Source organism: Bacillus sp. BC05(2025), from assembly GCF_056725905.1.
The window spans coordinates 519,158-540,820 of the sequence record NZ_JBWYRA010000002.1; the positions used below are offsets into that span (position 1 = coordinate 519,158).

Sequence of the window (21,663 nt, forward strand, 5' to 3'; positions counted from 1 at the left end):
ATAACGATTGCGGCTTCTGTTACGGTTTTCTTTTATATGTCCACTGACGGTTATGATTTGTGTTATCTGGAAACTTTTCACCGGCAGTTAGTTTCACCATTTGCGGGTCTTTCACCATACTTCCCGTTTCACCAATTTCTACGTAAATGCCATCATTCGGCGCTTTTTGTCCAGAACGAAACCTGCGATTTTGTCCCATTTTCATTCTCCTTCCATGACGTCTTTGCCTCATTAGTATATCCATTTTAAAAGAAAGCTTGTCTGTCATGTTTAGGAAACAAGTACTATATTTCATCCTTGTACATATACATGAATGACATAAGCTTAGGAAGGGATTTCTTTCCTATTTGTAGAAAAAAAGAAACCAACCTACTATAGGCCGGTTTCAAAGGAGAGTCAAACATATACGAGAAGATTACATGTTCATTATAAGCCTCATTATACGAGCAATGTAACCCTTTTCACAATTTGTCCATAATGAAAGAAACATTGTTTGAACTTTCTAAAAAGATGTTGACTTTTCATGATTTCCAGCGAGAAATAGTAGACACCGCAGCACTTTGCGACGTAAGATGGATATATAGTGAACTTTCCATCTTTGGCGGTCTCACCCAGTCTAACCTCTTATTTCTGCATATTAAAAACGGAAATACAGATAGATACAAAAAAATTATTATAAGAGGTGAAATTATGAACAAACAACATTTAATCGCATTAGACTTAGACGGCACTTTATTAACAGACAATAAAATAATTTCCACTCGCACAAAACATACAATTGCAAAGGCAAAGGAACAAGGACATATCGTTGTTATTTCAACAGGACGTCCATTCCGCGCTAGTTATGATTACTATAAAGAACTTGGTTTAAATACACCAATCGTAAACTTTAATGGCGCATACGTACATCATCCTCTTGATTCAAAGTGGGGCACACATCACTCTCCTCTTGAGCTAGCAACAGCGCAAGAAATTGTCCGAGCTTGCTTTGATTTTGGCGTAAAAAATATATACGCTGAAGTAATGGACGATGTGTATGTTCGTGAAATTGATGAAGATAAAAAACATATTTTCGAATTCGGTTCTCCAAAGATTTTTACAGGAGACTTATTAAATATTTTAAACGATCATCCAACTTGCTTATTAATTGACGCACATGACGAGCATTCTACTGCAATTCGTCAACATTTAACTGATATGCATGCTGAAGTAATCGACCATAGAAAATGGGGTGCACCTTGGCCGATTATTGAAATCGTAAAAAGCGGATTAAATAAAGCTGTCGGATTACAAAAAATTTCTAGTCATTATAACATTCCACAAGAACGAATTATCGCTTTCGGTGACGAGGATAACGACTTTGAAATGATTGAATTTGCTGGTCACGGCATCGCAATGGGAAATGCCATCCCTGAATTAAAATCACTCGCAAACCATACGACGTTAACAAACGAAGAAGATGGTATTGCTCTATATTTAGAAGAGGTTCTTGGATTGTAATCTAAAAATTCCCTGCTTATAGTTTCTCGCCAAACGCTCATACTATCATTAGACGCATAAGTCAGCGCGTCGATTGTTTTCAGCTAAATAAAGGGGGTTTTTCGAATGGGTAAAAAGAACAAATCAAAACGTTTTATCCAACAAGGAGCCGATGCTGTTATGAAGCATGATGCAAGATTCCCGTACAGAGGTACATTAGCTGAGGCAGAAAAAGCGAGAAGTAACTCTTCTTTTGGAGGGGTCTAAATGGGGAACTTACTATTCCAACAAGCTAGAGATGCTGTTGCAAATGCCGTATCTTGTTCAAGCGGCGCTGAGCAACAAGATCTCGTATATAGAGCAAAAAACGCGTTGCACTCTGCTTACGCAAACTCTTCAACAGCTGAAAAAGTTCAGCTACGTGAAATGCAAGAGCAGTTGCAAAACATTACGAATTTACATTAAAAAAGAGGACCAGCTTTGGTCCTCTTTAATCTTTTCGAAACAAGCCAAACACCCCAACCGTTTGCAGTACGTTTGTAAATGCACCTGGGTCCACTTGTTTAATAACCCTCTCTAATTCGTACAGTTCGTAACGGGTAATAACAATCATTAACATTTCCTTATTTTCATTCGTATAAGCACCTGTTGCCGGTATAGTTGTAATCCCCCTCACTAAGCGTGAGTGAATCGCCTTTCTTACATCTGCCCCATTCTTCGTAACAATTAATGCCGTAATCTTCACATGACGCGTATGAATCGCATCGATGATTCGCGTTGACACATACAAAGTCACCAACGTATATAATGCTTTTTCCCATCCATACACATAGCCAGCAGCGATAATAATTAGTGCATTAAAGAAGAAAAAATACGTACCGACAGGCTTGTCTTTAATCTTTGATAAAATCATGGCGATTATATCTAAACCACCTGTAGAAGCCCCCCACTTCAACGCAATCCCTACCCCGATTGCTGAAATAAGCCCGCCAAAAATCGCATTTAATATGATGTCATTCGAAACTGCCCTAACCGGGATAATTTCTAAAAACAAAGTCATAAAGATAACGCAAAGAAAACTAAAGAAAGTAAAGGCCTTTCCAACCTTTTTCCAGGCTAAAATAACGACGGGAATATTAAACAAGCTAAACAATACCCCTGTTGATATGTGAATAGATAAAAAGTCACCTAATATTTGTGATAACAATTGAGACAATCCAGCAAAGCCACTCGCGTACACTTTCGCTGGCGTTAAAAATAAATTCATTCCAATCGCGTTTAACAAACCTGCGATGATTACAACGATTAACTTCTTTATAAGTTCGGCATAATTCAACTTCAAATCCATTTCTAATCCACCCTTATTATTCATGAATGCACTGCTATACATAGTCTTTACGAAAAAGGAAATGATAAACGTACAACGTTTAGAAATGGAGTTGATACATATGCCACATACGAGTGATAACGACAAAAAAGCACGCGATAATAATGCAAAACGCGCGCAAAAAAATGAGCAAGAACAAAAAAACATTCAGCAAGGTAAGCGTGCCTATTCTAAAAAGACCGATCACCTTTGATTCCATCGTACACCAACAATATTGTTGGTGTACTTTTTTTACAGTTTACAGGGAAAAAACATTAAAAATTCACTTCATGTTCACTTCTATATTCTACAATAACGATAACATATTCGGATGAGGTGTTAGCATGAGAGGGAAACACATTTTCATTATTACTGCACTACTAAGTATATTAATGCTATCTGCTTGTGGACAAAAAAACGGCTCAGATACAGTCGCTACAGCAACAGACTCAACCATTACGAAGAACGACTTCGAAAAACAGTTGAAAGATCGTTACGGAAAAGACATGCTATACGAAATGATGGCACAAGACGTTATCACGAAAAAATATAAAGTATCTGATGATGATGTAGATAAAGAAGTAGAAAAAGCGAAAAATCAATACGGAGACCAATTTAAAAATGTATTAAAAAACAATGGTTTAAAAGATGAAGCTGATTTTAAAAATCAAATTAAGTTCAAACTTGCTATGAATGAAGCGATTAAGAAAAGTATTACAGAAAAAGACGTGAAAGACCACTATAAGCCAGAAATTAAAGCGAGCCATATTTTAGTAAGCGATGAAAACGAAGCGAAAGAAATAAAGAAAAAATTAGATGCTGGTGCTTCATTTGAAGAATTAGCAAAGCAAGAATCACAAGATTTACTATCAAAAGAAAAAGGCGGAGACCTTGGATACTTCAATTCAGGCAAAATGGCGCCTGAATTTGAAACAGCTGCCTATAAACTAAAGGTCGGACAAATTAGCAATCCCGTTACATCACCAAACGGTTATCATATTATTAAATTAACTGATAAAAAAGATTTAAAGCCTTATGATGAAGTGAAAGACTCTATTCGCAAACACTTAGAAGAAGAACGTCTCGCTGACCCTATATTCGGCAAAAAACTATTGCAAGATGAATTGAAAAAAGCAAATATCAAAATAAATGATAGTGACTTGAAAGATACGTTTACTCTTGCGCATGAGCAAGGGAATTAAAAAAGCACCACCATATATTTACAAAATATATGGTGGTGCTTTTTATTTCCTTTACTTCTTAAAGTACGTCCAACCTTCTTCTTGGTAAACCTTTTCTTCTTTCATCAACTTACCAAGCGCACGCTTAAAGGCAGCTTTACTCATATTGAAACGTTCTTTAATATCTTCTGGGTAACTCTTATCCCAAAACGGCATTGCTCCGCCTCGTTCTTCCATATATGCATAAATTACTGCAGCATCATCTTCCATTCCTTCTTCTTTACGAGGAAGAAGTGAAATGTTAATTGTACCGTCATCTTTCACATCAATAATACGTCCTGTTACGCGCTGACCAATACGGACTTGTTCTTTTCTTTCCGTATGGTGTAAGAAAGCACGGAAATGCTCATCTGTTAAGATGAATGAACCAACTTGAAGTGAACGATACACACGTCCATTTACGTTTTTATTACGCATAGATGGCGTCGCATCTACGATAATTTCTTGCATATCACTGTCTCTTGCCGGAAGAGCGATAAGGCGATCACGATTCGTTAATTTTAACGTACAATATAATTCGTCTCCAACTTCTGGCCATACTGGCATATAAATCGGGAACTCATCAGCCGGGATTAGTATATCTTTTGATACACCAATATCAACAAACACACCTAAACTAGGAATAACTTCTACAACCTTTACCCAGTTCCAATCATACGTTGTAATAATTGGCTCTTTCATTGTTGCTGAAATACGATTTTGGTGATCAAGGTATAAGAATACATCAATCGTATCACCTTCTTCAATTTCTCCAGCTACTTCGTTTTTATGTAGGAAAATCTCTTCTTCTTCATTCCCAACCATATATCCGATTTCCGTTTCGCGTAAAACAGTTACCTGTTCAATCGATCCTATTTGTAAGTACATATTTTTTAATTCCCTTCTCTATATATAAAGTGAAACTTTAATCAGTGGGGGTTTTGTTCCTTCCCACTGATTATTAGTTGAACCAATCGGGCTTTTACGGGCAGTTGATCTCCCGCCTCCCTTCTTTGCTACAGTCGAATTTTTAGGTGGGAGTCTTACTGCCCGTTAATGCGGGGTAAAATGAACTTTTTAACTTTTTTATATTTTTATCATTCCAAACAAAAGTTAATTATAACACGATTTTTCCTTTATTTGTCCAACTGCCCAAAATTCACTATAATAAAATGAGGTTACATGAATATAAGTATGAAAACACTTAAGTCTAAGCTCGTTTTCAGCTATACTTTAGTATGTACAGTACATAAAAAGATTAGAAATTTATTTGGAGGTGCTAACTATGGCAAAAGATAGTTCTTTTGACATCGTTTCGAAAGTAGAATTACCTGAAGTAACAAACGCAATTAACATCGCATTAAAGGAAATCCAAAACCGATATGACTTTAAAGGAAGTAAAAGTGATATTAAATTAGAAAAAGAAGTACTTGTTTTAACTTCTGACGACGAGTTCAAATTAGAGCAAGTAAAAGACGTTCTTATTTCTAAACTTGTAAAACGTAACGTTCCAATTAAGAACTTAGATTACGGAAAAGTTGAAGCGGCAGCTGGTAACACTGTTCGCCAACGTGCAACACTTCAACAAGGTATCGATAAAGATAACGCAAAAAAAATTAACAACATCATTAAAGAAATGAAGTTAAAAGTAAAAACACAAGTACAAGATGACCAAGTACGTGTTACAGCGAAAAGCCGTGATGACTTACAAGCAGTTATCGCTGCAGTTCGTAGTGCTGATTTACCGATTGACGTACAATTCATTAACTACCGCTAAAAAGAAAAACATCCTCTGTGTAGAGGATGTTTTTCTTTTTAGCGTGTAAAAGTCTAAGCTTACGGGCAATCGGATAGTTAGAATAGGGGTTTAATTATTATGCATAAATGAAGAAGGCCTTTTTTAAAAATCAAGGCAACAGCCTCCTCCCCAATCAAATGTAACAAATTATGAGTATAAGAATATTTTCCACCCTTTCCTGTAATGTAAAATTAGTAAGGAATTTATTTTATGAAAAATGTTAATTAAAAAGAGTTAGAAGTGGTTATTTGAAGAAATTAATACTATGTTTTTTATTAACTACATTCTGTCTATATATTGCAGGGTGTTCTAATAATATAACTACACCTGGGGATACATCTAAAACTTCAACACCTGCGAATTGTAAATACATCAACAAAGCTTGGTATAAGAAACCTACGAACTGTAATAATTGATGATATAAGTCATAAAAAAGACACCATAAGGTGCTTTTTTTATAGAAAATAATAAGATGTTCATCAGAAATTATGAGTGATTTTTTTATTTTGTTGTTCAAAATATTTTTCTTTAACTATTTTTATCAGATCTTCTTTTTCTGTTAGTTCAAAGATAAATAATGCTTTTTTCATATTATCAGCTACATCTTCTTCATTATATTGTTTCAGCTTTAGCATGTTCCAAGCTTTTCCATAGTATAATTCGCCTAATAAGTATAAAGTATTTAGATTAATAGCTAAATTAATACCCATATCATTGTATTTTATTGCCTCTTCATGTTGATTTACATGACCTAACATTTTCCCTAAATTAAAAATGATTTTTAATTTAACCTCTTTATCTCTAGGGAAATCTAACTTATTAAAATTAGTTAAACATCTTCTTAATATAGTAATACTCTTTTCATATTCTTTATTTGCCCAATGAAATATAGCCATCGACTGCATAATATCTATTTCTCTTTCTGATAAAAAATCACCATTCGTTACAGTTAGTTTTAGTGCATTATTTAAAAGATTTAAAGCAGTTTTTATTGATTTATTCACATAAAATATAGCAATCGCTTCATGCCATATTAGAAATTGTTTATCTTCTTTTAACTGGAAATTATTTTCGTTTTTCTCTTGTTTCACTATTTCATAAAGTTCATTATATTGTTTTTGTTTTGTACAATCTCTCATTACACATTTTACATTTTCTACATATTTTAGTTTTTTGTTTTGAGTTAGTGCGAAAATATGATTTGGATCAATACCAAGTCTTTCAGATAATTGATATAACAATATGCTAGATGGATAAATCATACCTTTTTCTATTTTGCTAATTTGACTTTGCGAACATATTCCATGACACAATTCAGATTGTGATATATTCTTTTTCATTCTAAGTTCTTTAATGGTAATACCCAAATCGTAAAACTCCATTTTTCCTCCTCAAATATAGCCCTCAATGAGTAACAGAATATTTTCCACCCTTTAATGTAATGTAAAATTATTATATTTGCAATTATTGTTTTTTCTATCGGCCTTTTCACTTTTTTACTCAGCTGCCTTTCGAGGTGTGAGCCTTACTTCACAGAAAAACAAGCTAGGGAGAAAGTTTTCTCCTTAACCTGTTTCCCTCGAGATTTCGCACTTATTAAGAGCAACACATTATCGCTTTATCAAATGATTTTTTAGGAATGTATACTTTATCATTTTCAATTTTGTATTTTATATCGTTTCTCTTCAGAACTGCCGTATCAACAGAATGAACACTATCGCCCCACCGAACAAATTCCCCCTCATCACGGTTGTCCCACAAATAAAAACTTACGAATACGATAAAAACACATAAGCATATAGCGAACCACTTCTTTTTCCGCAAATACCTCACCACCTTAAACTAAAGAAGAACTACTAAAAAACGCTACTCATTTCCGTCTCTTTTTAACCGCAAGTAAAAATGCAATAAACAATACGTTCACACCGACGATTAAAGAAATAAATAGCCAATTCACACCTGTTTCTCCGTTAACTTTATACACATTTGACTCTTCACGTTTTAAAACAAGATAAAACTTTCCTTTTTCTTCTCTTATAATTTCATCTTCTAACAATCCTCTTAACTCTTGTTTTTCGCCAATTGCACTTACAGGTAAAGCAACTTTTTGTGTTTCTTTCGTATTATTAATCGCTACTACTGTCACTTCATCTTTATACTTTCTCTTTAGTACACTCATTCCATCTTTATCGTATAGAAGCTCAAACGTACCGCGGCGTAAAGATGGTCTCGCTTGTCTAAGCTCACCGAGTTTCGTTATGTGTTGCATAAACTTTTCATCTGATTTGAAGTCCATTAATCGTCTATTATCTGGCGTACCTCCTCCATCCAATGCAATTTCAGTTCCGTAATAAAAATTCGGAATACCTGGTGTTGTTAACAAATATGTAAGAGCTAGTTTCAAACGAGATGGTGGATAATTCATATTCTCTTTTGCAATACGAGCAAATCTTTTTGTATCTTGATTATCTAAAAATGTAGCGGCTGCTCCGTCTTTTTTACTCACATCATATAAAGGTTTCACTGATACGTCCGCTTTAGAAAACGCATCTACTATTTTTTCGTTGTATTTACTATCTTCTTTTATCATAATACGAAAATCTTTCTTTATCATTTGCATATCTTTTTGCACATCATCCCAAAAAGTATCCGACTTTTTTTCACTATGTATTACATAACTTGCATCTAAATCTGCTTCTTTGATCCACCATTTCATCGCGTCGATGACTTGTTTTTCGTTCTCTCCAAGCGGAAATTGAAGTACAACTTTCATTCCTTTTGCGTGAGCTGCTTGTACAAGTTCTTTCACATCATTTTCTGTTCCGAAATGTTCATTTACCTTTTGAAAATTGTGCACCTCTAATCCATCGTACTTTCCACTTTCAAAAAGCGGAGAAAGCATAACAGCAGTAAAGCCCATTTCTTTTATGTAATCCAGTCTTTTTATAATCCCTCTTATATCTCCGCCCTGATACCCTTCTAAATTACCAACTTCTAACTGTTTGTCATTTTTCGGTTCTCCGTTATTGAAACGATCAATCATAATAGAATATATAACTTCGTCTCGCCACTCTCTTTTTTCATTTGCAAACGTATGTATTGGTACAAATAAAACGACAGCTAAACAAAAACAAATGAACAGTTTCCTAGTATGTATTTTCCCCACACGCATCCCCCATGTTTTTTAATTGTAAGAATATTATACCAATTATCTAAACGAATCGCATACGTTGATTTCATTCTTCTCAAATTATGACATGTTAGTTTTTCTAACATACAGTAAAATATTTTCTGAATTTTTAGTTGATTTTTCTTTTTATTTCGAATATGATATGAAACATAACAAATTGATGTTATTTTTTCTAACATTATAGGAGGAGAGAGAATGGATACAGGAGATACGGTTTTTATGTTTGTAACGACAGTAATGGTCATGTTAATGACACCAGGATTGGCACTTTTCTATGGGGGCATGGTTCGCAGTAAGAACGTACTCAGTACGACAATGCATAGTTACAGCGCAATGGCTATCGTTTCGATTCAATGGATTGTAATTGGTTATTCTTTATCATTTGGACCAGATTGGCACGGACTGATCGGCACACTCAATTGGTTCGGTTTAAACGGCGTTACCTACGCACCAAATCCAGACTACTCATCTACTATTCCTCACAATTTATTTATGATGTTCCAGCTTATGTTTGCTATTTTAACTCCCGCTTTAATTTCAGGTGCATTCGCCGAAAGAATGCGGTTTTCAGCTTTCCTTATCTTCATCCTTCTATGGACAACAATCGTATACAACCCTGTCGCTCATTGGGTATGGGGCGTTGGCGGATGGCTAAGAGAACTTGGCGCGTTAGACTTCGCTGGTGGTAATGTCGTTCATATTACATCTGGTGTCGCTGGCCTTGTATTAGCTATTTTCCTCGGAAAACGAAAAAATATAAACGGCCCTTCCCCTCACCATTTACCATTTACGATGCTAGGTGCAGGTTTACTATGGTTCGGCTGGTTCGGTTTTAACGTCGGTAGCGCATTATCTTTAAATGACGTAGCTTTAACCGCATTTATTAATACAAATATAGCCGCTGCTGCCTCCGCATTAACTTGGATGCTTTCAGAATGGTTCTTCCAATCAAAGCCGACTGCGATGGGAGCTGCTTGCGGAGTCGTTTCCGGTTTAGTCGCTATTACGCCAGCTTGCGGGTTTGTTACACCTTTCTCCGCTCTTCTTATCGGAGCAATCGGCGGCGTATTATGCTTCGGAGCGGTCTTTTTCTTAAAAACAAAATTCGGATACGACGACACACTCGATGCATTCGGATGCCACGGCATCGGCGGAACTTGGGGCGGCATTGCGACAGGACTATTTGCAACTACTACTGTAAATGCTGATGGTGCGAACGGATTATTTTACGGAAACGCCGCTTTACTGTTTAAACAACTTGTAGCAATCGGCGCAACATATGCATTCACGATCATCATGACGTACGCCATTATTAAAACGATTAACTTCTTCCTCCCCGTTCGGGTAGATGAACATGAAGAACATATGGGCCTTGATATTTCGATGCACGGGGAGAAAGCTTATGAATATACGGAGCGAGTGAACTAAAAAAGAGATGCAATCTATTAGTAGTAGATTGCATCTCTTTTTATTGTAGTTGTCGCCTCAACATACCCTAACTGGTATTTTGGTAATTATATCAGCGATTATTCGGATATATCGACGATTTTTCAAATATATCGATTTACCAACGAATTACGACATGACGAAAATGAAAAATACCCCGGCGTAATTTTACATAAAAAAGACGACCGCTTCACAGTCGTCTTTTCCTATTTATTTCGGAGCATTTCCCACATATTGCGTAATATCAACATTTAACGCTTGCGCTAAACGCATACCGTATTCTTGATCTGCACGGAAGAAGTTACAAACAGCTAGTAATTTCGTACGTTCATTTACGTCTTTTAAGTCATTTGTTAAGTTTGCAATTAAGTTGTCTTGCTCTTCTTTAGAGAATGAACGGTAACGCTCACCTGCTTGTTTAAAGTCATTTGGTTTGTCAATTTTTTCACGAGATACGTAGCCTTCTACTTTCATAGTTGAATCGCGGTAAGCTTTGTCTTCAACTGGATTTTCAGCATGACGGCTCGGTTCGTAGTTGATTGTAGATGGGTTTTGATTGATTTGCATCGCACCATCACGTTGTTGGTTATGAACAGCTGCGTATGGGCAATTTACAGGGATTTGTAAATAATTTGCACCAAGACGGTAACGCTGCGTATCTGGGTAAGAGAATAAACGACCTTGTAATAATTTATCTTCAGATGGTTCAATACCATTTACAGTTGCACTTGGAGAGAATGCCACTTGCTCTACTTCTGCGAAGAAGTTTTTCGGATTACGATTCAACGTCATTGTCCCTACTTCAATTAATGGGAAGCGATCTTCTGGCCATACTTTCGTTGGGTCTAATGGATCGAAATCTAAAGAATCCGTTTCTTCTAGTTGCATCACTTGTACGTGTAAATCCCACTTTGGATAATTTCCTTTTTCGATTGCATCGAACAAGTCACGAGTTGCATGGTTGAAGTCTTTCCCTTGTACTTCTTGCACTTCTTTTGCACTTAAGTTACGTACACCTTGCTGTGGTTTCCAGTGATATTTAATATAGACGATTTTACCTTCTGCATTAATCCATTTAAATGAATGGACACCGAAACCTTCCATTTCACGATAACTCGCTGGTGTACCATAATCAGAAAACACCCACGTCATCATATGTGTAGATTCCGGACTTAACGTCATGAAATCCCAATAACGATCTGGCGTTTGAATGTTTGTATCAGGTGCTGGTTTTAAAGAATGCACCATATCAGGGAATTTAATTGCATCACGAATGAAGAAGACGGGTAAATGGTTACCTACGATATCGTAATTTCCTTCTTCTGTATAAAATTTAACAGCGAACCCACGTGGGTCACGAGCTGTTTCTGGAGAACCTTGACCATGAATAACCGTTGAGAAACGAACAAATACAGGCGTTTCAGTTCCTTCATTTTGTAAAAATGCTGCTTTCGTATATTGCTTCATGCTGTTTTTCGTTACGAATACACCGTGAGCACCTGCACCACGTGCATGCACAACACGCTCCGGAATACGTTCACGATCAAAGTGCGCAAGTTTTTCTACTAAATGATAGTCTTCTAATAATACCGGTCCACGGCGACCAGCTGTACGAGAGTTTTGGTTGTCTCCAACTGGAGCACCTTGATTTGTTGTTAAGCGATTATTTGGATTCATTTAGGGGGATCCTCCTCTTTATCTCATAGTAATTATTATTTATTTAAAATTATTATAAATTAATTATTATTCAAAACTAGTTTCTTGTCAACTATTTCTTTCATTTTTTTGGAAACAATTTCAGTTAAGCAATCAATAAATACAGATTGCGAATTTGGCATATTTGGTCTGAAATATGATACGTTTAATTCATCAGTTACAACTTTACACTCGTAATCATTGTCATATAAAACTTCTAAATGCTCTGCGACAAAACCAACTGGGCAATATACGAAAGATTCATATCCACGGTCTTCAAATAAATCTCTCGTTAAATCTTGCACATCCGGTCCAATCCATGGATCAGGTGTATTTCCGGCACTTTGCCAACCAATTGTATAGTTTTGAATATTTGCAGCTGCTGCAATTAAATCCGCTGTATGCTGCAATTGTTCTACATAAGGGTCACCTACCGCAATAATTTTTTCTGGCAAACTATGTGCTGAAAAAATTACGACTGCTTTCTCTTTATCTTCAATCTTTGTAAATGTTTCTTTTATTTGATCTGCCCAATACGAAATAAATTTCGGCTCATCGTACCATTGTTCAATTGGTTCAATAATTGGACCACCGATTTCTTCCGAGAGACGAATCGCACGGTCATTATACGCTTTAATGCTAAATGTAGAATAGTGCGGTGCTAATACGATACTAATCGCCTGCTCAATTCCATCTTTCTTCATTTCTTCTACCGCATCTTCTATAAATGGGGCAATATGTTTTAAGCCTAAGTAACAAGTAAATTCATACTCTGTAAATATATTATTCATAGAATCTGTTAATTTATGCGCTTGCTCTTTCGTAATTTTTGCAAGTGGTGAAATTCCGCCAATCGCTTTATAGCGTCCGATTAAGTCTTGGAGTGCCTCTTCAGAAGGTTTACGACCGTGGCGAATATGTGTGTAGTACGCTTCTACATCATCTAATGATTCTGGCGTTCCATACGCCATTACGAGTAAACCTATTTTTTTCTTTGTCATCTATATAACACCTCAATTTTATAAAGTGAAACTTGAATCAGTGGGGTTTTCTTCATCCCCCACTGATTATTAGCCCTCACCAATCGGACTTTAATGGGCAGCCCGGCCCCCACCTAACTTCTTTGCTTTCGCTGAATTTTGAGGTTGGGGTCTTACTGCCCATTAAAGTGGGATAAATGAGAATCTTTTTCAAGAACATTTGTTTCCAATTATAACAACTAATAATAAGTACGTCAAAATAATTATTCTAAATAAGTATTTTTTCTAATATGATTTTTAATTTTATTTGACAATTTATTTAATAAAAAGCGACTTACGTAAAAGTAAGTCGCTTTTGTCCTATTCTTTAATGTTTACTCCATACTCTTTAAACCAAACATGAATTTGCGCTAAATGAGCTAAAAGTTGAGGGCCTGTCATTAATTGACCGAACCAAGGTGATTGAAATGCACTGCCGCCTGACTCAATTAATCCGCTTAGCTGCTCTTTATCAAACAGTTCGTGTAAAATTGATCCTTTATCCGTTAATAAATCTTGCAGCCATACTGTTACTGCTTTCGTATAGTGCGGATTATGTGTTTTCGGATACGGGCTCTTCTTTCTATATAAGATTTCATCTGGAAGTAATCCTTCTAGCGCTTTACGCAATAGACCTTTTTCGCGATTTTTATACATTTTCATTTCCCAAGGAATATTCCACGCATATTCGACAAGTCGGTGATCCGCAAATGGAACGCGTACTTCTAAGCTTGCCCCCATGCTCATACGGTCTTTTCTGTCTAATAATGTTGTCATAAACCATACCATGTTCAAGTAAAATAATTGTCGTCTCTTTGCTTCAATTGGGCTTTCTCCCTCTAAAATAGGAACTTCTTGAATGGATTCTTCATAGCGCTGCTGTACATATTGTTGTAGGTTTAATTTATTTCTCCATTCTTTCTTTAACAGTTGTTCACGTGCTTCTGTAGAGCGCATCCACGGAAATGCACTCGATTGCAAATCATCTTCTCTATAAAACCACGGATAACCACCAAATATTTCATCTGCACATTCCCCCGATAAACCGACGACAAAATCTTGTTTAATTTCACGACAAAACCATAATAATGACGAATCAATATCTGCCATACCAGGCAAATCACGAACGAGTACAGCTTCTGTTAAATACTGTGCTAATTGTTCATTTGAAATGACGCATCGATGATGAATCGTTTGAAACGTCTCCGTCATCAAATGAATAAATGGCGCATCTGAATTTGGCTGGAACGCATTCGCTTTAAAGTATTTGTCATTATCTTCATAATCAACAGAGTATGTGTGTAATTGTCCTTTTCCTGACTTTGCGTATTCTTTCGCAGCTATCGCTGTAATGGCGCTCGAATCTACACCACCTGATAGAAAAGTGCACAGTGGTACATCAGAAACGAGCTGCCTTGTAATCGCATCTTGTAATAAAAAGCGTGTTTTCTCTACGGTTTCTTCAAAGGAGTCTTCGTGCTTTTTGCTTTCTACATTCCAATATCTCCATATACATAAACCGTTCTTTGAAAATGTCATCGCATGACCTGGACGTAACTCTTTTATACCGGCATAAATACCGTGACCAGGCGTTCTAGATGGCCCAAGTCCAAATATTTCGGATAACCCTTCTAACGTTACTTCCGCATTCACATCTGGATGCGCCAGTATCGCTTTTAATTCTGAACCAAATAGTAATCGCCCACTATCGTATTTATAAAATAGCGGTTTTACACCTAGTCGATCTCGCGTAATAAATACTTGTTCTTTCTGTTCATCCCATACGGCAAACGCATATATACCATTTAAATGGTCGACACATCCTTCCTTCCATTCGATATACGACGCTAATAGTACTTCCGTATCAGAATGACCTTTGAACATATATCCTCTTCTTAATAGTTCCTTTCGAATATCTTCTGTGTTATACAGTTCACCGTTATAGCAAATTGCATAATTCGTTTCATCTTTTAAACAAGTCATCGGTTGTTTCCCACCCTCAGGATCAACAACGATTAACCGTTTATGCCCAAATGCAACATTGCCTTTAATCCAAACTTTATTATCATCTGGACCACGCTTCGCTAACGTCTCAGCCATCTTCGTAACAACGTCCCGTTCCCCTTCTAATGAGCGTTTATAATCCACCCATCCTGTAATCCCGCACATATAAATCATCCTTCCATCTTAATTCTTTTCCTGAACGTGCAGTAATCCCCACCCTAAGAGTGCGGATTTAAAAATGAAAAACTTAACGATAACCTACTATCCACATACGGAATAGCATTTTCACTCAGTAAAACGTGTTTTATTGTATGCCCACCTATGTCTAGATGTGTCTAGTTATAAAGAAGGCACGAACTGTCTATAACAGAAATAACTACTTTTCATAAAGGAGAAATCGCGTATGATACAACGTAACCATATTTTATATAACCAGCCTCGCGCTCATACAGTCGGTAATGTAGAATATATAAACAATGAATGGGTATTCTTTGATGATGAAAATGATGAAGCATTTTTATTAGAAGATATTGCCGGTGATGGCTTTGAAATTTTATATAACAACAACTGGCTACCAGCTCGTTTCTATGAACAAGATATATTACAAATCGCTAACGAACAGCATCACCTGCAAAACGGTGAAATGATACGAATTCGAAAAAAATTACTTCTTAGCTATACGGAATGGCTTGAGGAGTTACCTGACTCTGTCTTTACATTATTAACAGAATCATTGCAATCCCTTCATTACTCTTTATATGATTGCATGTATTGTCATAATTATTTATCTTTCTTACCGAAAGAGGAGGCATGCGAAGGAGTAAATATTCTTTTATTTGATAACGAAGAGATGATTTGTACATTGCAGCACCATTTCGTTCGTCACGCTACGTCAAATAAAAATATGTTTCGTTTTACGAAAGTAAACGGAGAAGAGTTGCATATTGATGCAACCTAAAATAAAAAACCACCTTATCTCCCAAGTCTTTGGATTATAAGGTGGTTTTATTTTTTATTAGAATACTTGCCAGCCAATCGGTAATTTCAATCCAAGGTAAAATACTGCTACTAGTGCAACAATAAATAATCCCCAAAATGCCCCTGTTGCTTTGTTCTTGCTCATTTTCACAAGAACCATTTCCATTCCAGCGATAACTAAAATACCAGCTAGCATTTTTAGACCGTACCACATGTGATAGCTCTTATCGACTATGGTTTGATCTAGGTATAACCATACGCCTGACACAATAATTAAGATATACATTAGACGAAGCCCCATATGTACACCTTTACCTTTTCTTCCTGCTGAATAAAGTGAATACGCAACGAAGAATAAAATTAAACCTAACGCCCATGCTGTAATATGCATATGTACCATCGTATCCCTTACCTCCTCTTTTCACACTTTTTCACTCTATATGATAACATGTTCATTTATTTTCAGGAAATGTTTCGCTTTTTTACATTTAAATGATATAATATTTAGAGTATTTACAAACTTCTTGTAATAACAAAAGGGGGAACAATCATGATTCAAACTAAGGATATTATCGAACTTACAGACACATACGGAGCAAATAACTATCACCCACTTCCAATCGTTATTTCTAAAGCAGAAGGCGTTTGGGTAGAGGACCCTGAAGGAAACCGCTATATGGACTTATTAAGTGCATATTCTGCAGTAAACCAAGGTCATCGTCACCCAAAAATTATTAACGCTTTAATTGACCAAGCTAATCGTGTTACGTTAACTTCTCGTGCTTTCCATAGCGATCAATTAGGTCCTTGGTACGAAAAAGTTGCGAAACTAACTAATAAAGAAATGGTACTTCCAATGAATACAGGTGCAGAGGCCGTTGAGACTGCAATTAAAACAGCTCGCCGCTGGGCTTATGATATGAAGAAAGTAGAAGCAAACCGTGCTGAAATTATCGTTTGTGAAGATAACTTCCACGGACGTACAATGGGTGCTGTTTCTATGTCTTCAAACGAAGAGTACAAGCGTGGATTCGGTCCAATGCTTCCTGGTATCGTTGTAATTCCTTACGGTGATTTAGAAGCGTTAAAAGCTGCTATTACACCAAACACAGCTGCATTCATTTTAGAGCCTATCCAAGGTGAAGCAGGAATTAACATTCCACCAGCGGGTTACTTAAAAGAAGCTCTTGAAGTATGTAAAAAAGAAAACGTTTTATTCGTAGCAGATGAAATCCAAACTGGCTTAGGTCGTACTGGTAAAGTATTTGCTTGTGACTGGGACGGTGTAACTCCTGACATGTACATACTTGGTAAAGCGCTTGGTGGCGGCGTATTCCCAATCTCTTGCGTAGCAGCAAACCGCGACATTTTAGGCGTATTCGAGCCAGGTTCTCACGGTTCTACATTCGGTGGTAACCCACTTGCATGTGCTGTTTCTATCGCAGCTCTTGAAGTGTTAGAAGAAGAAAAATTAACAGAGCGTTCTCTTCAATTAGGAGAAAAATTAGTTGGACAATTAAAAGAGATTGATAACCCAATGATTACTGAGGTTCGCGGTAAAGGTTTATTCATCGGTATCGAATTAAACGAACCAGCTCGTCCTTACTGTGAACAACTAAAAGCAGCTGGACTATTATGTAAAGAAACACATGAAAACGTAATTCGTATCGCACCACCTCTAGTAATCTCTGAAGAAGATTTAGAGTGGGCATTCCAAAAAATTAAAGCTGTACTATCGTAATAATAGAGAGGTTGTCCTACACGTTAGGACAACCTCTTTCTTTTTATATTGATTTATATTAAAATGAAATTGTAATTTTCTGTATTTTAAATTTACAAAGGAGGTGCGATATGTTATTAAGATACGGCAAACATATTAACTATTTAGCTACATCTTTTATTTTAGTTACATTCTTTAGCTTCCTGCTTCTCACTACTTGACTTCTACTACATTCACACTACTGAAAGCATCATTTTGGACTGCTGTTATTCTTACTATTATTGGTTTTGGACGAGAAAAAAGTGCACTTGCGGTTATGCTATTTGGCATTTGTACACTTGCATTAATTGGTCTTTATACCTTTTCCGTTATTGATTACCTCTATCACCCAAGACCATAGAAAAGAGCTATCTTTTAGTAAGATAGCTCTTTTCTTCATTTCACTACATTTCGCAAAGTACCAATTCCTTCTACTGTAACGACCACTTCATCACCCGCATGCAAAAACTTCGGTGGTGTGAAACCTTTTCCAACACCAGCCGGCGTTCCTGTTGCGATAATATCTCCTGGTTCTAACGTCATTCCTTTACTTATCGTTGAAATAATTTCTTCTAGTGAAAAAATCATTTTATTTGTATTTGAAGTTTGCCTTATCTCTCCATTTACTACCGTTTCAATGTGTAACGCATTTGGCGTTTCAACCATTGATTTATGAATTAAATACGGTCCCATCGGACAAAATGTATCGAAACTTTTTCCAAGGAAAAATTGTTTATGCTTCCTTTGAATGTCGCGAGCAGTTATATCATTTATAATGGTGTAACCAAAAACATGCTCAAGCGCTTTTTCTTTTTTTATTTGTTTCCCTCGCTTACCGATGATAATAGCTAGTTCTCCTTCATAATCTAATTCATTCGTTGCGTGGGGATGACTGTTAATTTTTTCATCCATTCCAATAACTGTCGTTGGCGCTTTCGTGAAGATCATTATATTTTCTGGAATTGACTCTTCTCCGCCCATTTCTATCGCATGCTCACGATAATTTTTTCCAACGCACAAAATATTCTTCCTTGGCCTTGGAATTGGTGCTAATATTTTCACCTCATTTAACGGATAATGCGCAGTTCCTTCATTTTCCTTCGCCCAATTTACAATATCACATATTTTTTCGAAACATTCGGTTCCTTTTTCAATACACTCTAACATTGTGATTGGAATCGTAACCTTTTCCCCTTTTTGCCTTTGCGCTTCTCTTAAGTGCAATACCTTCTCTTCTTCTTCATCCACAATACCTACAAATACCTTTTCATCTTTTTTCGCCGTTACAAAACGCAATATTTCCACTCTCCATCCTAAAACTCATACCATTTAATTGTATTCGCATCCGTAAGAAAAAAACCTTCTCATACACGCTAATTTTTACAATATTCTTCTCAAATCCTATTCGTTACTCCTATGTATTTGGCATAAAATGTAGAAATTTTACTTTTTTTAGCGAAGGCATTTCTTTTTTATGGTTTTTTTGTATAATATGTACTACATATATACTAAAAATTTCATTTAGAGATGGAGCCGATTTCAATGTTTGAGCAAGCGATTGAAAAAAAACGTGAAAAAATGATTTATTTTGCTGAACGCTATGGAATGACTTCTCAAAAAACAGTGGATTGTAGCCAAGAACTGGACAGGCTCTTAAATGTAATTTGGCATGTACATACGGATTTTCACCCTAATCAAACACTCGAAACACACACGCAATAACGTGTGTGTTTCTTTTATCCCGCTTTAATGGGCAGTAAGACTCCCACCTCAAAATGCAGCGAAAGCAAAGAATTTAGGCGGGGGTCGGGCTGCCCATTAAAGTCCGATTGGTGAGGGCTAATAATCAGTGGGGGATGAAGAAAACCCCCACTGATTAAAGTTTCACTTTATTTCAAAAAAACACACATTTTATTGAAAACGCCCATACAATAGTAGAAAAGAAAATTTTAAAAACGAAAGGTGTTTTGTATGCCAGCTATGGTCGGACATATTCGTATCGTCAATATTGGATCAAGTGGTATTTTTCATATTGGAGATGTATTTGCGATTAGGCCTATTAGTTATTCACGCGCTTTCGCTGGGGCCGGCTCTTTTAATGTTGGAGATAACGTTTCTGTCTACAATTATCAAAGCGCAACGACCGTTAATGACTCCGATGTAATCGATCAAGCGATCATTGGTTCAACTTAGAGGAGGCGATTGTATTGAATTTTTATGTAAACCAAAGCATCGTCATTAACAGCATTAAAATCGATAGCATTACAACCTCTTCTGTATTCCAAATTGGTACTGCCGGAAGTATTAAAGCTCTATCTAAATTCTCGAATACTGGCGGATTTACAGAGCCCCTTCGTCCATTGCAGGCAAAAGGACAAATTATTTCTATCAAACCATCAACTAGTTCTTCTTAAGACATCCTTGTCATAAATATATAGCAGGAATGTATTTACCCTCCCTATTGAAAAGGAGGTTTCACAAAATGAATCAAGATATATATACTTACTTACACCAACTTCAACAAGCTCTTCAAATACAACAAGCATCCATCCTGAATTTAGAGGATCAAGTGCGCCAACTACAAGAAGAGCTTAACGAATTAAAAAATCGCCCCTCCTCTTCTGTAGGAAAAGTGGAATACAAATTCGATCAATTAAAAGTAGAAAATTTAAATGGTACTTTAAATATTGGTTTAAACCCATTTTCAGCAAAAGGGCAACAAATCGAGGATTTTCAAGTTGATACAGAAACTTTGAAGGTCAATCCTGAAACTGAAACAAATCCAGACTTTTACCAAGGCATCCTTCAAGAAATGCATCGTTACTTAGATGAAGAAGCATATAGCCGAATTCTCCATTTTGAACAAGAAGAGAGAACGCCGCTCGATGAAATGTATCGACAAATGATGGTGGATGACATAAAAAAACAAATGGAGCATAGACTTCCTTATTATTTATCACAAGCGCAATCATATGAAGGGATTTCAACAGATCCAGATTACTTACGAGATATCATTATTCAAGCAATGAAACAAGATATCGACAAAGCCTTTCTATCTTTTATTCAACACATACCGGGCAATTTCCGAAAGGAGTAAGTATGTATGAATGTTAACGTTGTAAATCGTGAATTGAAAGTCGGACAGATTAAAATGAACGGTGTATCGTCGTCCGCACTCTTTTTAATTGGAGATGCAAATCTCCTCATACTATCTTCTATTCTTGATACACCATTCGAAACTGTTACAGAGGGTCCGTTTGTACCGTTAGTCACAGATGTCCCTCCTACTCCAGGTTAAGGAGACTGAGAAATTATGTTACATCATGTGTCAGTTGTCCAAAATGTTTCTATTATTTCTTTAGGGATTACTGCCGTTTTTCAAGTTGGAGACGCAAATCAAATGGAATTAAAAAGCAGAGCTCTTGCTGTCCATAGGGAAATTCCTTGTTATATAAAAGGCGAAGGTCGCTTAGATGCGTTTGAAATTTTTACAGATGAACATGTCACAATCCCAAAACGAACGACAGATGTAAAGTTAAATATTGTAAACGAATGTCCTTTTATCGAAGTGAATGACGTTGAATTACGAACACTTTTAAATTCGGGTTGCTTTCAAATTGGAAACGTTGATTATGCTTTCAATAATTCTCGTATTATGCAAATCCGCCAATATATTACAGATGAACCTTCCGCTCCATAATTCATATAG

26 protein-coding genes and 1 pseudogene are annotated in these 21,663 nt (G+C 36.3%); 16 read left to right on the plus strand and 11 right to left on the minus strand.

Features of this window, described 5'->3' with window-relative positions:
• Positions 1 to 19: 19 nt before the first annotated feature.
• A complete protein-coding gene (locus ACZ76X_RS08570; RefSeq protein WP_000531421.1) occupies positions 20 to 199 on the minus strand; it encodes a YjzC family protein in 180 nt (59 codons plus the stop codon).
• Positions 200 to 690: 491 nt separating this feature from the next.
• Between ACZ76X_RS08570 and ACZ76X_RS08575 the strand changes: the two genes are divergently transcribed.
• From ACZ76X_RS08575 to ACZ76X_RS08585, 3 genes are all read left to right on the plus strand, one after another.
• Positions 691 to 1,500: a Cof-type HAD-IIB family hydrolase gene (locus tag ACZ76X_RS08575; protein ID WP_044792712.1), complete on the plus strand. Its 810-nt coding sequence runs from the start codon at positions 691 to 693 to the stop codon at positions 1,498 to 1,500.
• A 105-nt stretch (positions 1,501 to 1,605) separates the two neighbouring features.
• Positions 1,606 to 1,746: a hypothetical protein gene (locus ACZ76X_RS08580; protein ID WP_000516816.1), complete on the plus strand. Its 141-nt coding sequence runs from the start codon at positions 1,606 to 1,608 to the stop codon at positions 1,744 to 1,746.
• The gene (locus ACZ76X_RS08585; protein WP_000527393.1) at positions 1,747 to 1,944 is read left to right on the plus strand and encodes a DUF3813 domain-containing protein; all 198 of its coding nucleotides are present in this window, start codon (positions 1,747 to 1,749) and stop codon (positions 1,942 to 1,944) included.
• A gap of 25 nt (positions 1,945 to 1,969) precedes the next feature.
• Here the strand turns inward: ACZ76X_RS08585 and ACZ76X_RS08590 are convergent, their stop codons facing one another.
• Positions 1,970 to 2,827 carry a YitT family protein gene (locus ACZ76X_RS08590; RefSeq protein ID WP_000364426.1) on the minus strand — a complete coding sequence of 286 codons (858 nt, stop codon included), beginning with the start codon at positions 2,825 to 2,827 and terminating at the stop codon, positions 1,970 to 1,972.
• A 100-nt stretch (positions 2,828 to 2,927) separates the two neighbouring features.
• Between ACZ76X_RS08590 and ACZ76X_RS08595 the strand changes: the two genes are divergently transcribed.
• Together ACZ76X_RS08595 and prsA are read left to right on the plus strand one after the other, a co-directional pair.
• A complete protein-coding gene (locus tag ACZ76X_RS08595; RefSeq protein ID WP_001120847.1) occupies positions 2,928 to 3,059 on the plus strand; it encodes a DUF3941 domain-containing protein in 132 nt (43 codons plus the stop codon).
• Positions 3,060 to 3,189: 130 nt separating this feature from the next.
• Positions 3,190 to 4,047 carry a peptidylprolyl isomerase PrsA gene (prsA, locus tag ACZ76X_RS08600; protein ID WP_479850178.1) on the plus strand — a complete coding sequence of 286 codons (858 nt, stop codon included), beginning with the start codon at positions 3,190 to 3,192 and terminating at the stop codon, positions 4,045 to 4,047.
• Between the two features lie 51 nt (positions 4,048 to 4,098).
• On the opposite strand, the gene ACZ76X_RS08605 is transcribed toward prsA, so the two are convergent.
• The gene (locus ACZ76X_RS08605) at positions 4,099 to 4,953 is read right to left on the minus strand and encodes a CvfB family protein (protein WP_479850179.1); all 855 of its coding nucleotides are present in this window, start codon (positions 4,951 to 4,953) and stop codon (positions 4,099 to 4,101) included.
• A gap of 397 nt (positions 4,954 to 5,350) precedes the next feature.
• Here ACZ76X_RS08605 and ACZ76X_RS08610 point away from each other — a divergent pair, with 397 nt between their 5' ends.
• Entirely contained in the window at positions 5,351 to 5,842 is a 492-nt protein-coding gene (locus tag ACZ76X_RS08610; protein WP_342377738.1) for a YajQ family cyclic di-GMP-binding protein, read from the plus strand.
• A gap of 500 nt (positions 5,843 to 6,342) precedes the next feature.
• On the opposite strand, the gene ACZ76X_RS08615 is transcribed toward ACZ76X_RS08610, so the two are convergent.
• The 3 genes from ACZ76X_RS08615 to ACZ76X_RS08625 all read right to left on the minus strand — a co-directional run bounded on the left by ACZ76X_RS08615 (position 6,343) and on the right by ACZ76X_RS08625 (position 9,035).
• On the minus strand, positions 6,343 to 7,245 hold the full coding sequence (locus ACZ76X_RS08615) for a helix-turn-helix domain-containing protein (RefSeq protein WP_479850180.1): 903 nt from the start codon (positions 7,243 to 7,245) through the stop codon (positions 6,343 to 6,345).
• 214 nt (positions 7,246 to 7,459) lie between these two features.
• Positions 7,460 to 7,687: a hypothetical protein gene (locus tag ACZ76X_RS08620; protein ID WP_479850181.1), complete on the minus strand. Its 228-nt coding sequence runs from the start codon at positions 7,685 to 7,687 to the stop codon at positions 7,460 to 7,462.
• A 46-nt stretch (positions 7,688 to 7,733) separates the two neighbouring features.
• Entirely contained in the window at positions 7,734 to 9,035 is a 1,302-nt protein-coding gene (locus tag ACZ76X_RS08625) for an alpha-amylase family glycosyl hydrolase (RefSeq protein ID WP_479850182.1), read from the minus strand.
• Between the two features lie 213 nt (positions 9,036 to 9,248).
• On the opposite strand from ACZ76X_RS08625, the gene ACZ76X_RS08630 reads away from it, so the two are divergent.
• Positions 9,249 to 10,481, plus strand: coding sequence for an ammonium transporter (locus tag ACZ76X_RS08630; protein WP_479850183.1), 1,233 nt, complete (start codon positions 9,249 to 9,251; stop codon positions 10,479 to 10,481).
• A 228-nt stretch (positions 10,482 to 10,709) separates the two neighbouring features.
• On the opposite strand, the gene katB is transcribed toward ACZ76X_RS08630, so the two are convergent.
• The 3 genes from katB to asnB all read right to left on the minus strand — a co-directional run bounded on the left by katB (position 10,710) and on the right by asnB (position 15,382).
• Positions 10,710 to 12,176 (minus strand): catalase KatB, encoded by a 1,467-nt coding sequence (gene katB, locus ACZ76X_RS08635; protein ID WP_061656769.1) that lies wholly within the window; start codon positions 12,174 to 12,176, stop codon positions 10,710 to 10,712.
• A gap of 59 nt (positions 12,177 to 12,235) precedes the next feature.
• Entirely contained in the window at positions 12,236 to 13,195 is a 960-nt protein-coding gene (gene hemH / locus ACZ76X_RS08640; protein WP_479850184.1) for a ferrochelatase, read from the minus strand.
• A 339-nt stretch (positions 13,196 to 13,534) separates the two neighbouring features.
• Positions 13,535 to 15,382: an asparagine synthase (glutamine-hydrolyzing) gene (gene asnB, locus ACZ76X_RS08645; protein ID WP_479850185.1), complete on the minus strand. Its 1,848-nt coding sequence runs from the start codon at positions 15,380 to 15,382 to the stop codon at positions 13,535 to 13,537.
• A gap of 238 nt (positions 15,383 to 15,620) precedes the next feature.
• Between asnB and ACZ76X_RS08650 the strand changes: the two genes are divergently transcribed.
• On the plus strand, positions 15,621 to 16,175 hold the full coding sequence (locus tag ACZ76X_RS08650; RefSeq protein ID WP_479850186.1) for a DUF2777 domain-containing protein: 555 nt from the start codon (positions 15,621 to 15,623) through the stop codon (positions 16,173 to 16,175).
• A gap of 57 nt (positions 16,176 to 16,232) precedes the next feature.
• On the opposite strand, the gene ACZ76X_RS08655 is transcribed toward ACZ76X_RS08650, so the two are convergent.
• The gene (locus tag ACZ76X_RS08655; protein ID WP_479850187.1) at positions 16,233 to 16,595 is read right to left on the minus strand and encodes a YisL family protein; all 363 of its coding nucleotides are present in this window, start codon (positions 16,593 to 16,595) and stop codon (positions 16,233 to 16,235) included.
• Between the two features lie 150 nt (positions 16,596 to 16,745).
• On the opposite strand from ACZ76X_RS08655, the gene rocD reads away from it, so the two are divergent.
• Together rocD and ACZ76X_RS08665 are read left to right on the plus strand one after the other, a co-directional pair.
• Positions 16,746 to 17,936 carry an ornithine aminotransferase gene (gene rocD, locus ACZ76X_RS08660; RefSeq protein ID WP_479850188.1) on the plus strand — a complete coding sequence of 397 codons (1,191 nt, stop codon included), beginning with the start codon at positions 16,746 to 16,748 and terminating at the stop codon, positions 17,934 to 17,936.
• Positions 17,937 to 18,046: 110 nt separating this feature from the next.
• Positions 18,047 to 18,315: pseudogene (locus tag ACZ76X_RS08665) on the plus strand (hypothetical protein).
• Between the two features lie 35 nt (positions 18,316 to 18,350).
• Here the strand turns inward: ACZ76X_RS08665 and ACZ76X_RS08670 are convergent.
• Entirely contained in the window at positions 18,351 to 19,250 is a 900-nt protein-coding gene (locus ACZ76X_RS08670; RefSeq protein WP_479850189.1) for a fumarylacetoacetate hydrolase family protein, read from the minus strand.
• Between the two features lie 246 nt (positions 19,251 to 19,496).
• On the opposite strand from ACZ76X_RS08670, the gene ACZ76X_RS08675 reads away from it, so the two are divergent.
• From ACZ76X_RS08675 to ACZ76X_RS08700, 6 genes are all read left to right on the plus strand, one after another.
• The gene (locus ACZ76X_RS08675) at positions 19,497 to 19,676 is read left to right on the plus strand and encodes an aspartyl-phosphate phosphatase Spo0E family protein (protein ID WP_000462846.1); all 180 of its coding nucleotides are present in this window, start codon (positions 19,497 to 19,499) and stop codon (positions 19,674 to 19,676) included.
• A gap of 249 nt (positions 19,677 to 19,925) precedes the next feature.
• The gene (gene gerPA, locus ACZ76X_RS08680) at positions 19,926 to 20,147 is read left to right on the plus strand and encodes a spore germination protein GerPA (protein WP_001111187.1); all 222 of its coding nucleotides are present in this window, start codon (positions 19,926 to 19,928) and stop codon (positions 20,145 to 20,147) included.
• Between the two features lie 14 nt (positions 20,148 to 20,161).
• Entirely contained in the window at positions 20,162 to 20,368 is a 207-nt protein-coding gene (gene gerPB / locus ACZ76X_RS08685; RefSeq protein ID WP_001012516.1) for a spore germination protein GerPB, read from the plus strand.
• A 68-nt stretch (positions 20,369 to 20,436) separates the two neighbouring features.
• Entirely contained in the window at positions 20,437 to 21,051 is a 615-nt protein-coding gene (gene gerPC, locus ACZ76X_RS08690; protein ID WP_001070752.1) for a spore germination protein GerPC, read from the plus strand.
• A gap of 6 nt (positions 21,052 to 21,057) precedes the next feature.
• Positions 21,058 to 21,252, plus strand: a complete 195-nt coding sequence (gerPD, locus tag ACZ76X_RS08695; RefSeq protein ID WP_001102342.1) for a spore germination protein GerPD — start codon at positions 21,058 to 21,060, stop codon at positions 21,250 to 21,252.
• A gap of 15 nt (positions 21,253 to 21,267) precedes the next feature.
• Complete coding sequence (locus ACZ76X_RS08700) at positions 21,268 to 21,654, plus strand: spore germination protein GerPE (RefSeq protein WP_061676293.1); 387 nt, start codon at positions 21,268 to 21,270, stop codon at positions 21,652 to 21,654.
• Positions 21,655 to 21,663 lie beyond the last annotated feature (9 nt).

What these genes read in the sequence shown, in the direction of transcription:
- ACZ76X_RS08570 (WP_000531421.1), bottom strand. Translation starts at nt 199, where the DNA reads ATGGGACAAAATCGCAGGTTTCGTTCTGGACAAAAAGCGCCGAATGAT.
- ACZ76X_RS08575 (WP_044792712.1), top strand. Translation starts at nt 691, where the DNA reads ATGAACAAACAACATTTAATCGCATTAGACTTAGACGGCACTTTATTA.
- ACZ76X_RS08580 (WP_000516816.1), top strand. Translation starts at nt 1,606, where the DNA reads ATGGGTAAAAAGAACAAATCAAAACGTTTTATCCAACAAGGAGCCGAT.
- ACZ76X_RS08585 (WP_000527393.1), top strand. Translation starts at nt 1,747, where the DNA reads ATGGGGAACTTACTATTCCAACAAGCTAGAGATGCTGTTGCAAATGCC.
- ACZ76X_RS08590 (WP_000364426.1), bottom strand. Translation starts at nt 2,827, where the DNA reads ATGGATTTGAAGTTGAATTATGCCGAACTTATAAAGAAGTTAATCGTT.
- ACZ76X_RS08595 (WP_001120847.1), top strand. Translation starts at nt 2,928, where the DNA reads ATGCCACATACGAGTGATAACGACAAAAAAGCACGCGATAATAATGCA.
- prsA (WP_479850178.1), top strand. Translation starts at nt 3,190, where the DNA reads ATGAGAGGGAAACACATTTTCATTATTACTGCACTACTAAGTATATTA.
- ACZ76X_RS08605 (WP_479850179.1), bottom strand. Translation starts at nt 4,953, where the DNA reads ATGTACTTACAAATAGGATCGATTGAACAGGTAACTGTTTTACGCGAA.
- ACZ76X_RS08610 (WP_342377738.1), top strand. Translation starts at nt 5,351, where the DNA reads ATGGCAAAAGATAGTTCTTTTGACATCGTTTCGAAAGTAGAATTACCT.
- ACZ76X_RS08615 (WP_479850180.1), bottom strand. Translation starts at nt 7,245, where the DNA reads ATGGAGTTTTACGATTTGGGTATTACCATTAAAGAACTTAGAATGAAA.
- ACZ76X_RS08625 (WP_479850182.1), bottom strand. Translation starts at nt 9,035, where the DNA reads ATGCGTGTGGGGAAAATACATACTAGGAAACTGTTCATTTGTTTTTGT.
- ACZ76X_RS08630 (WP_479850183.1), top strand. Translation starts at nt 9,249, where the DNA reads ATGGATACAGGAGATACGGTTTTTATGTTTGTAACGACAGTAATGGTC.
- katB (WP_061656769.1), bottom strand. Translation starts at nt 12,176, where the DNA reads ATGAATCCAAATAATCGCTTAACAACAAATCAAGGTGCTCCAGTTGGA.
- hemH (WP_479850184.1), bottom strand. Translation starts at nt 13,195, where the DNA reads ATGACAAAGAAAAAAATAGGTTTACTCGTAATGGCGTATGGAACGCCA.
- asnB (WP_479850185.1), bottom strand. Translation starts at nt 15,382, where the DNA reads ATGTGCGGGATTACAGGATGGGTGGATTATAAACGCTCATTAGAAGGG.
- ACZ76X_RS08650 (WP_479850186.1), top strand. Translation starts at nt 15,621, where the DNA reads ATGATACAACGTAACCATATTTTATATAACCAGCCTCGCGCTCATACA.
- ACZ76X_RS08655 (WP_479850187.1), bottom strand. Translation starts at nt 16,595, where the DNA reads ATGGTACATATGCATATTACAGCATGGGCGTTAGGTTTAATTTTATTC.
- rocD (WP_479850188.1), top strand. Translation starts at nt 16,746, where the DNA reads ATGATTCAAACTAAGGATATTATCGAACTTACAGACACATACGGAGCA.
- ACZ76X_RS08675 (WP_000462846.1), top strand. Translation starts at nt 19,497, where the DNA reads ATGTTTGAGCAAGCGATTGAAAAAAAACGTGAAAAAATGATTTATTTT.
- gerPA (WP_001111187.1), top strand. Translation starts at nt 19,926, where the DNA reads ATGCCAGCTATGGTCGGACATATTCGTATCGTCAATATTGGATCAAGT.
- gerPC (WP_001070752.1), top strand. Translation starts at nt 20,437, where the DNA reads ATGAATCAAGATATATATACTTACTTACACCAACTTCAACAAGCTCTT.
- gerPD (WP_001102342.1), top strand. Translation starts at nt 21,058, where the DNA reads ATGAATGTTAACGTTGTAAATCGTGAATTGAAAGTCGGACAGATTAAA.
- ACZ76X_RS08700 (WP_061676293.1), top strand. Translation starts at nt 21,268, where the DNA reads ATGTTACATCATGTGTCAGTTGTCCAAAATGTTTCTATTATTTCTTTA.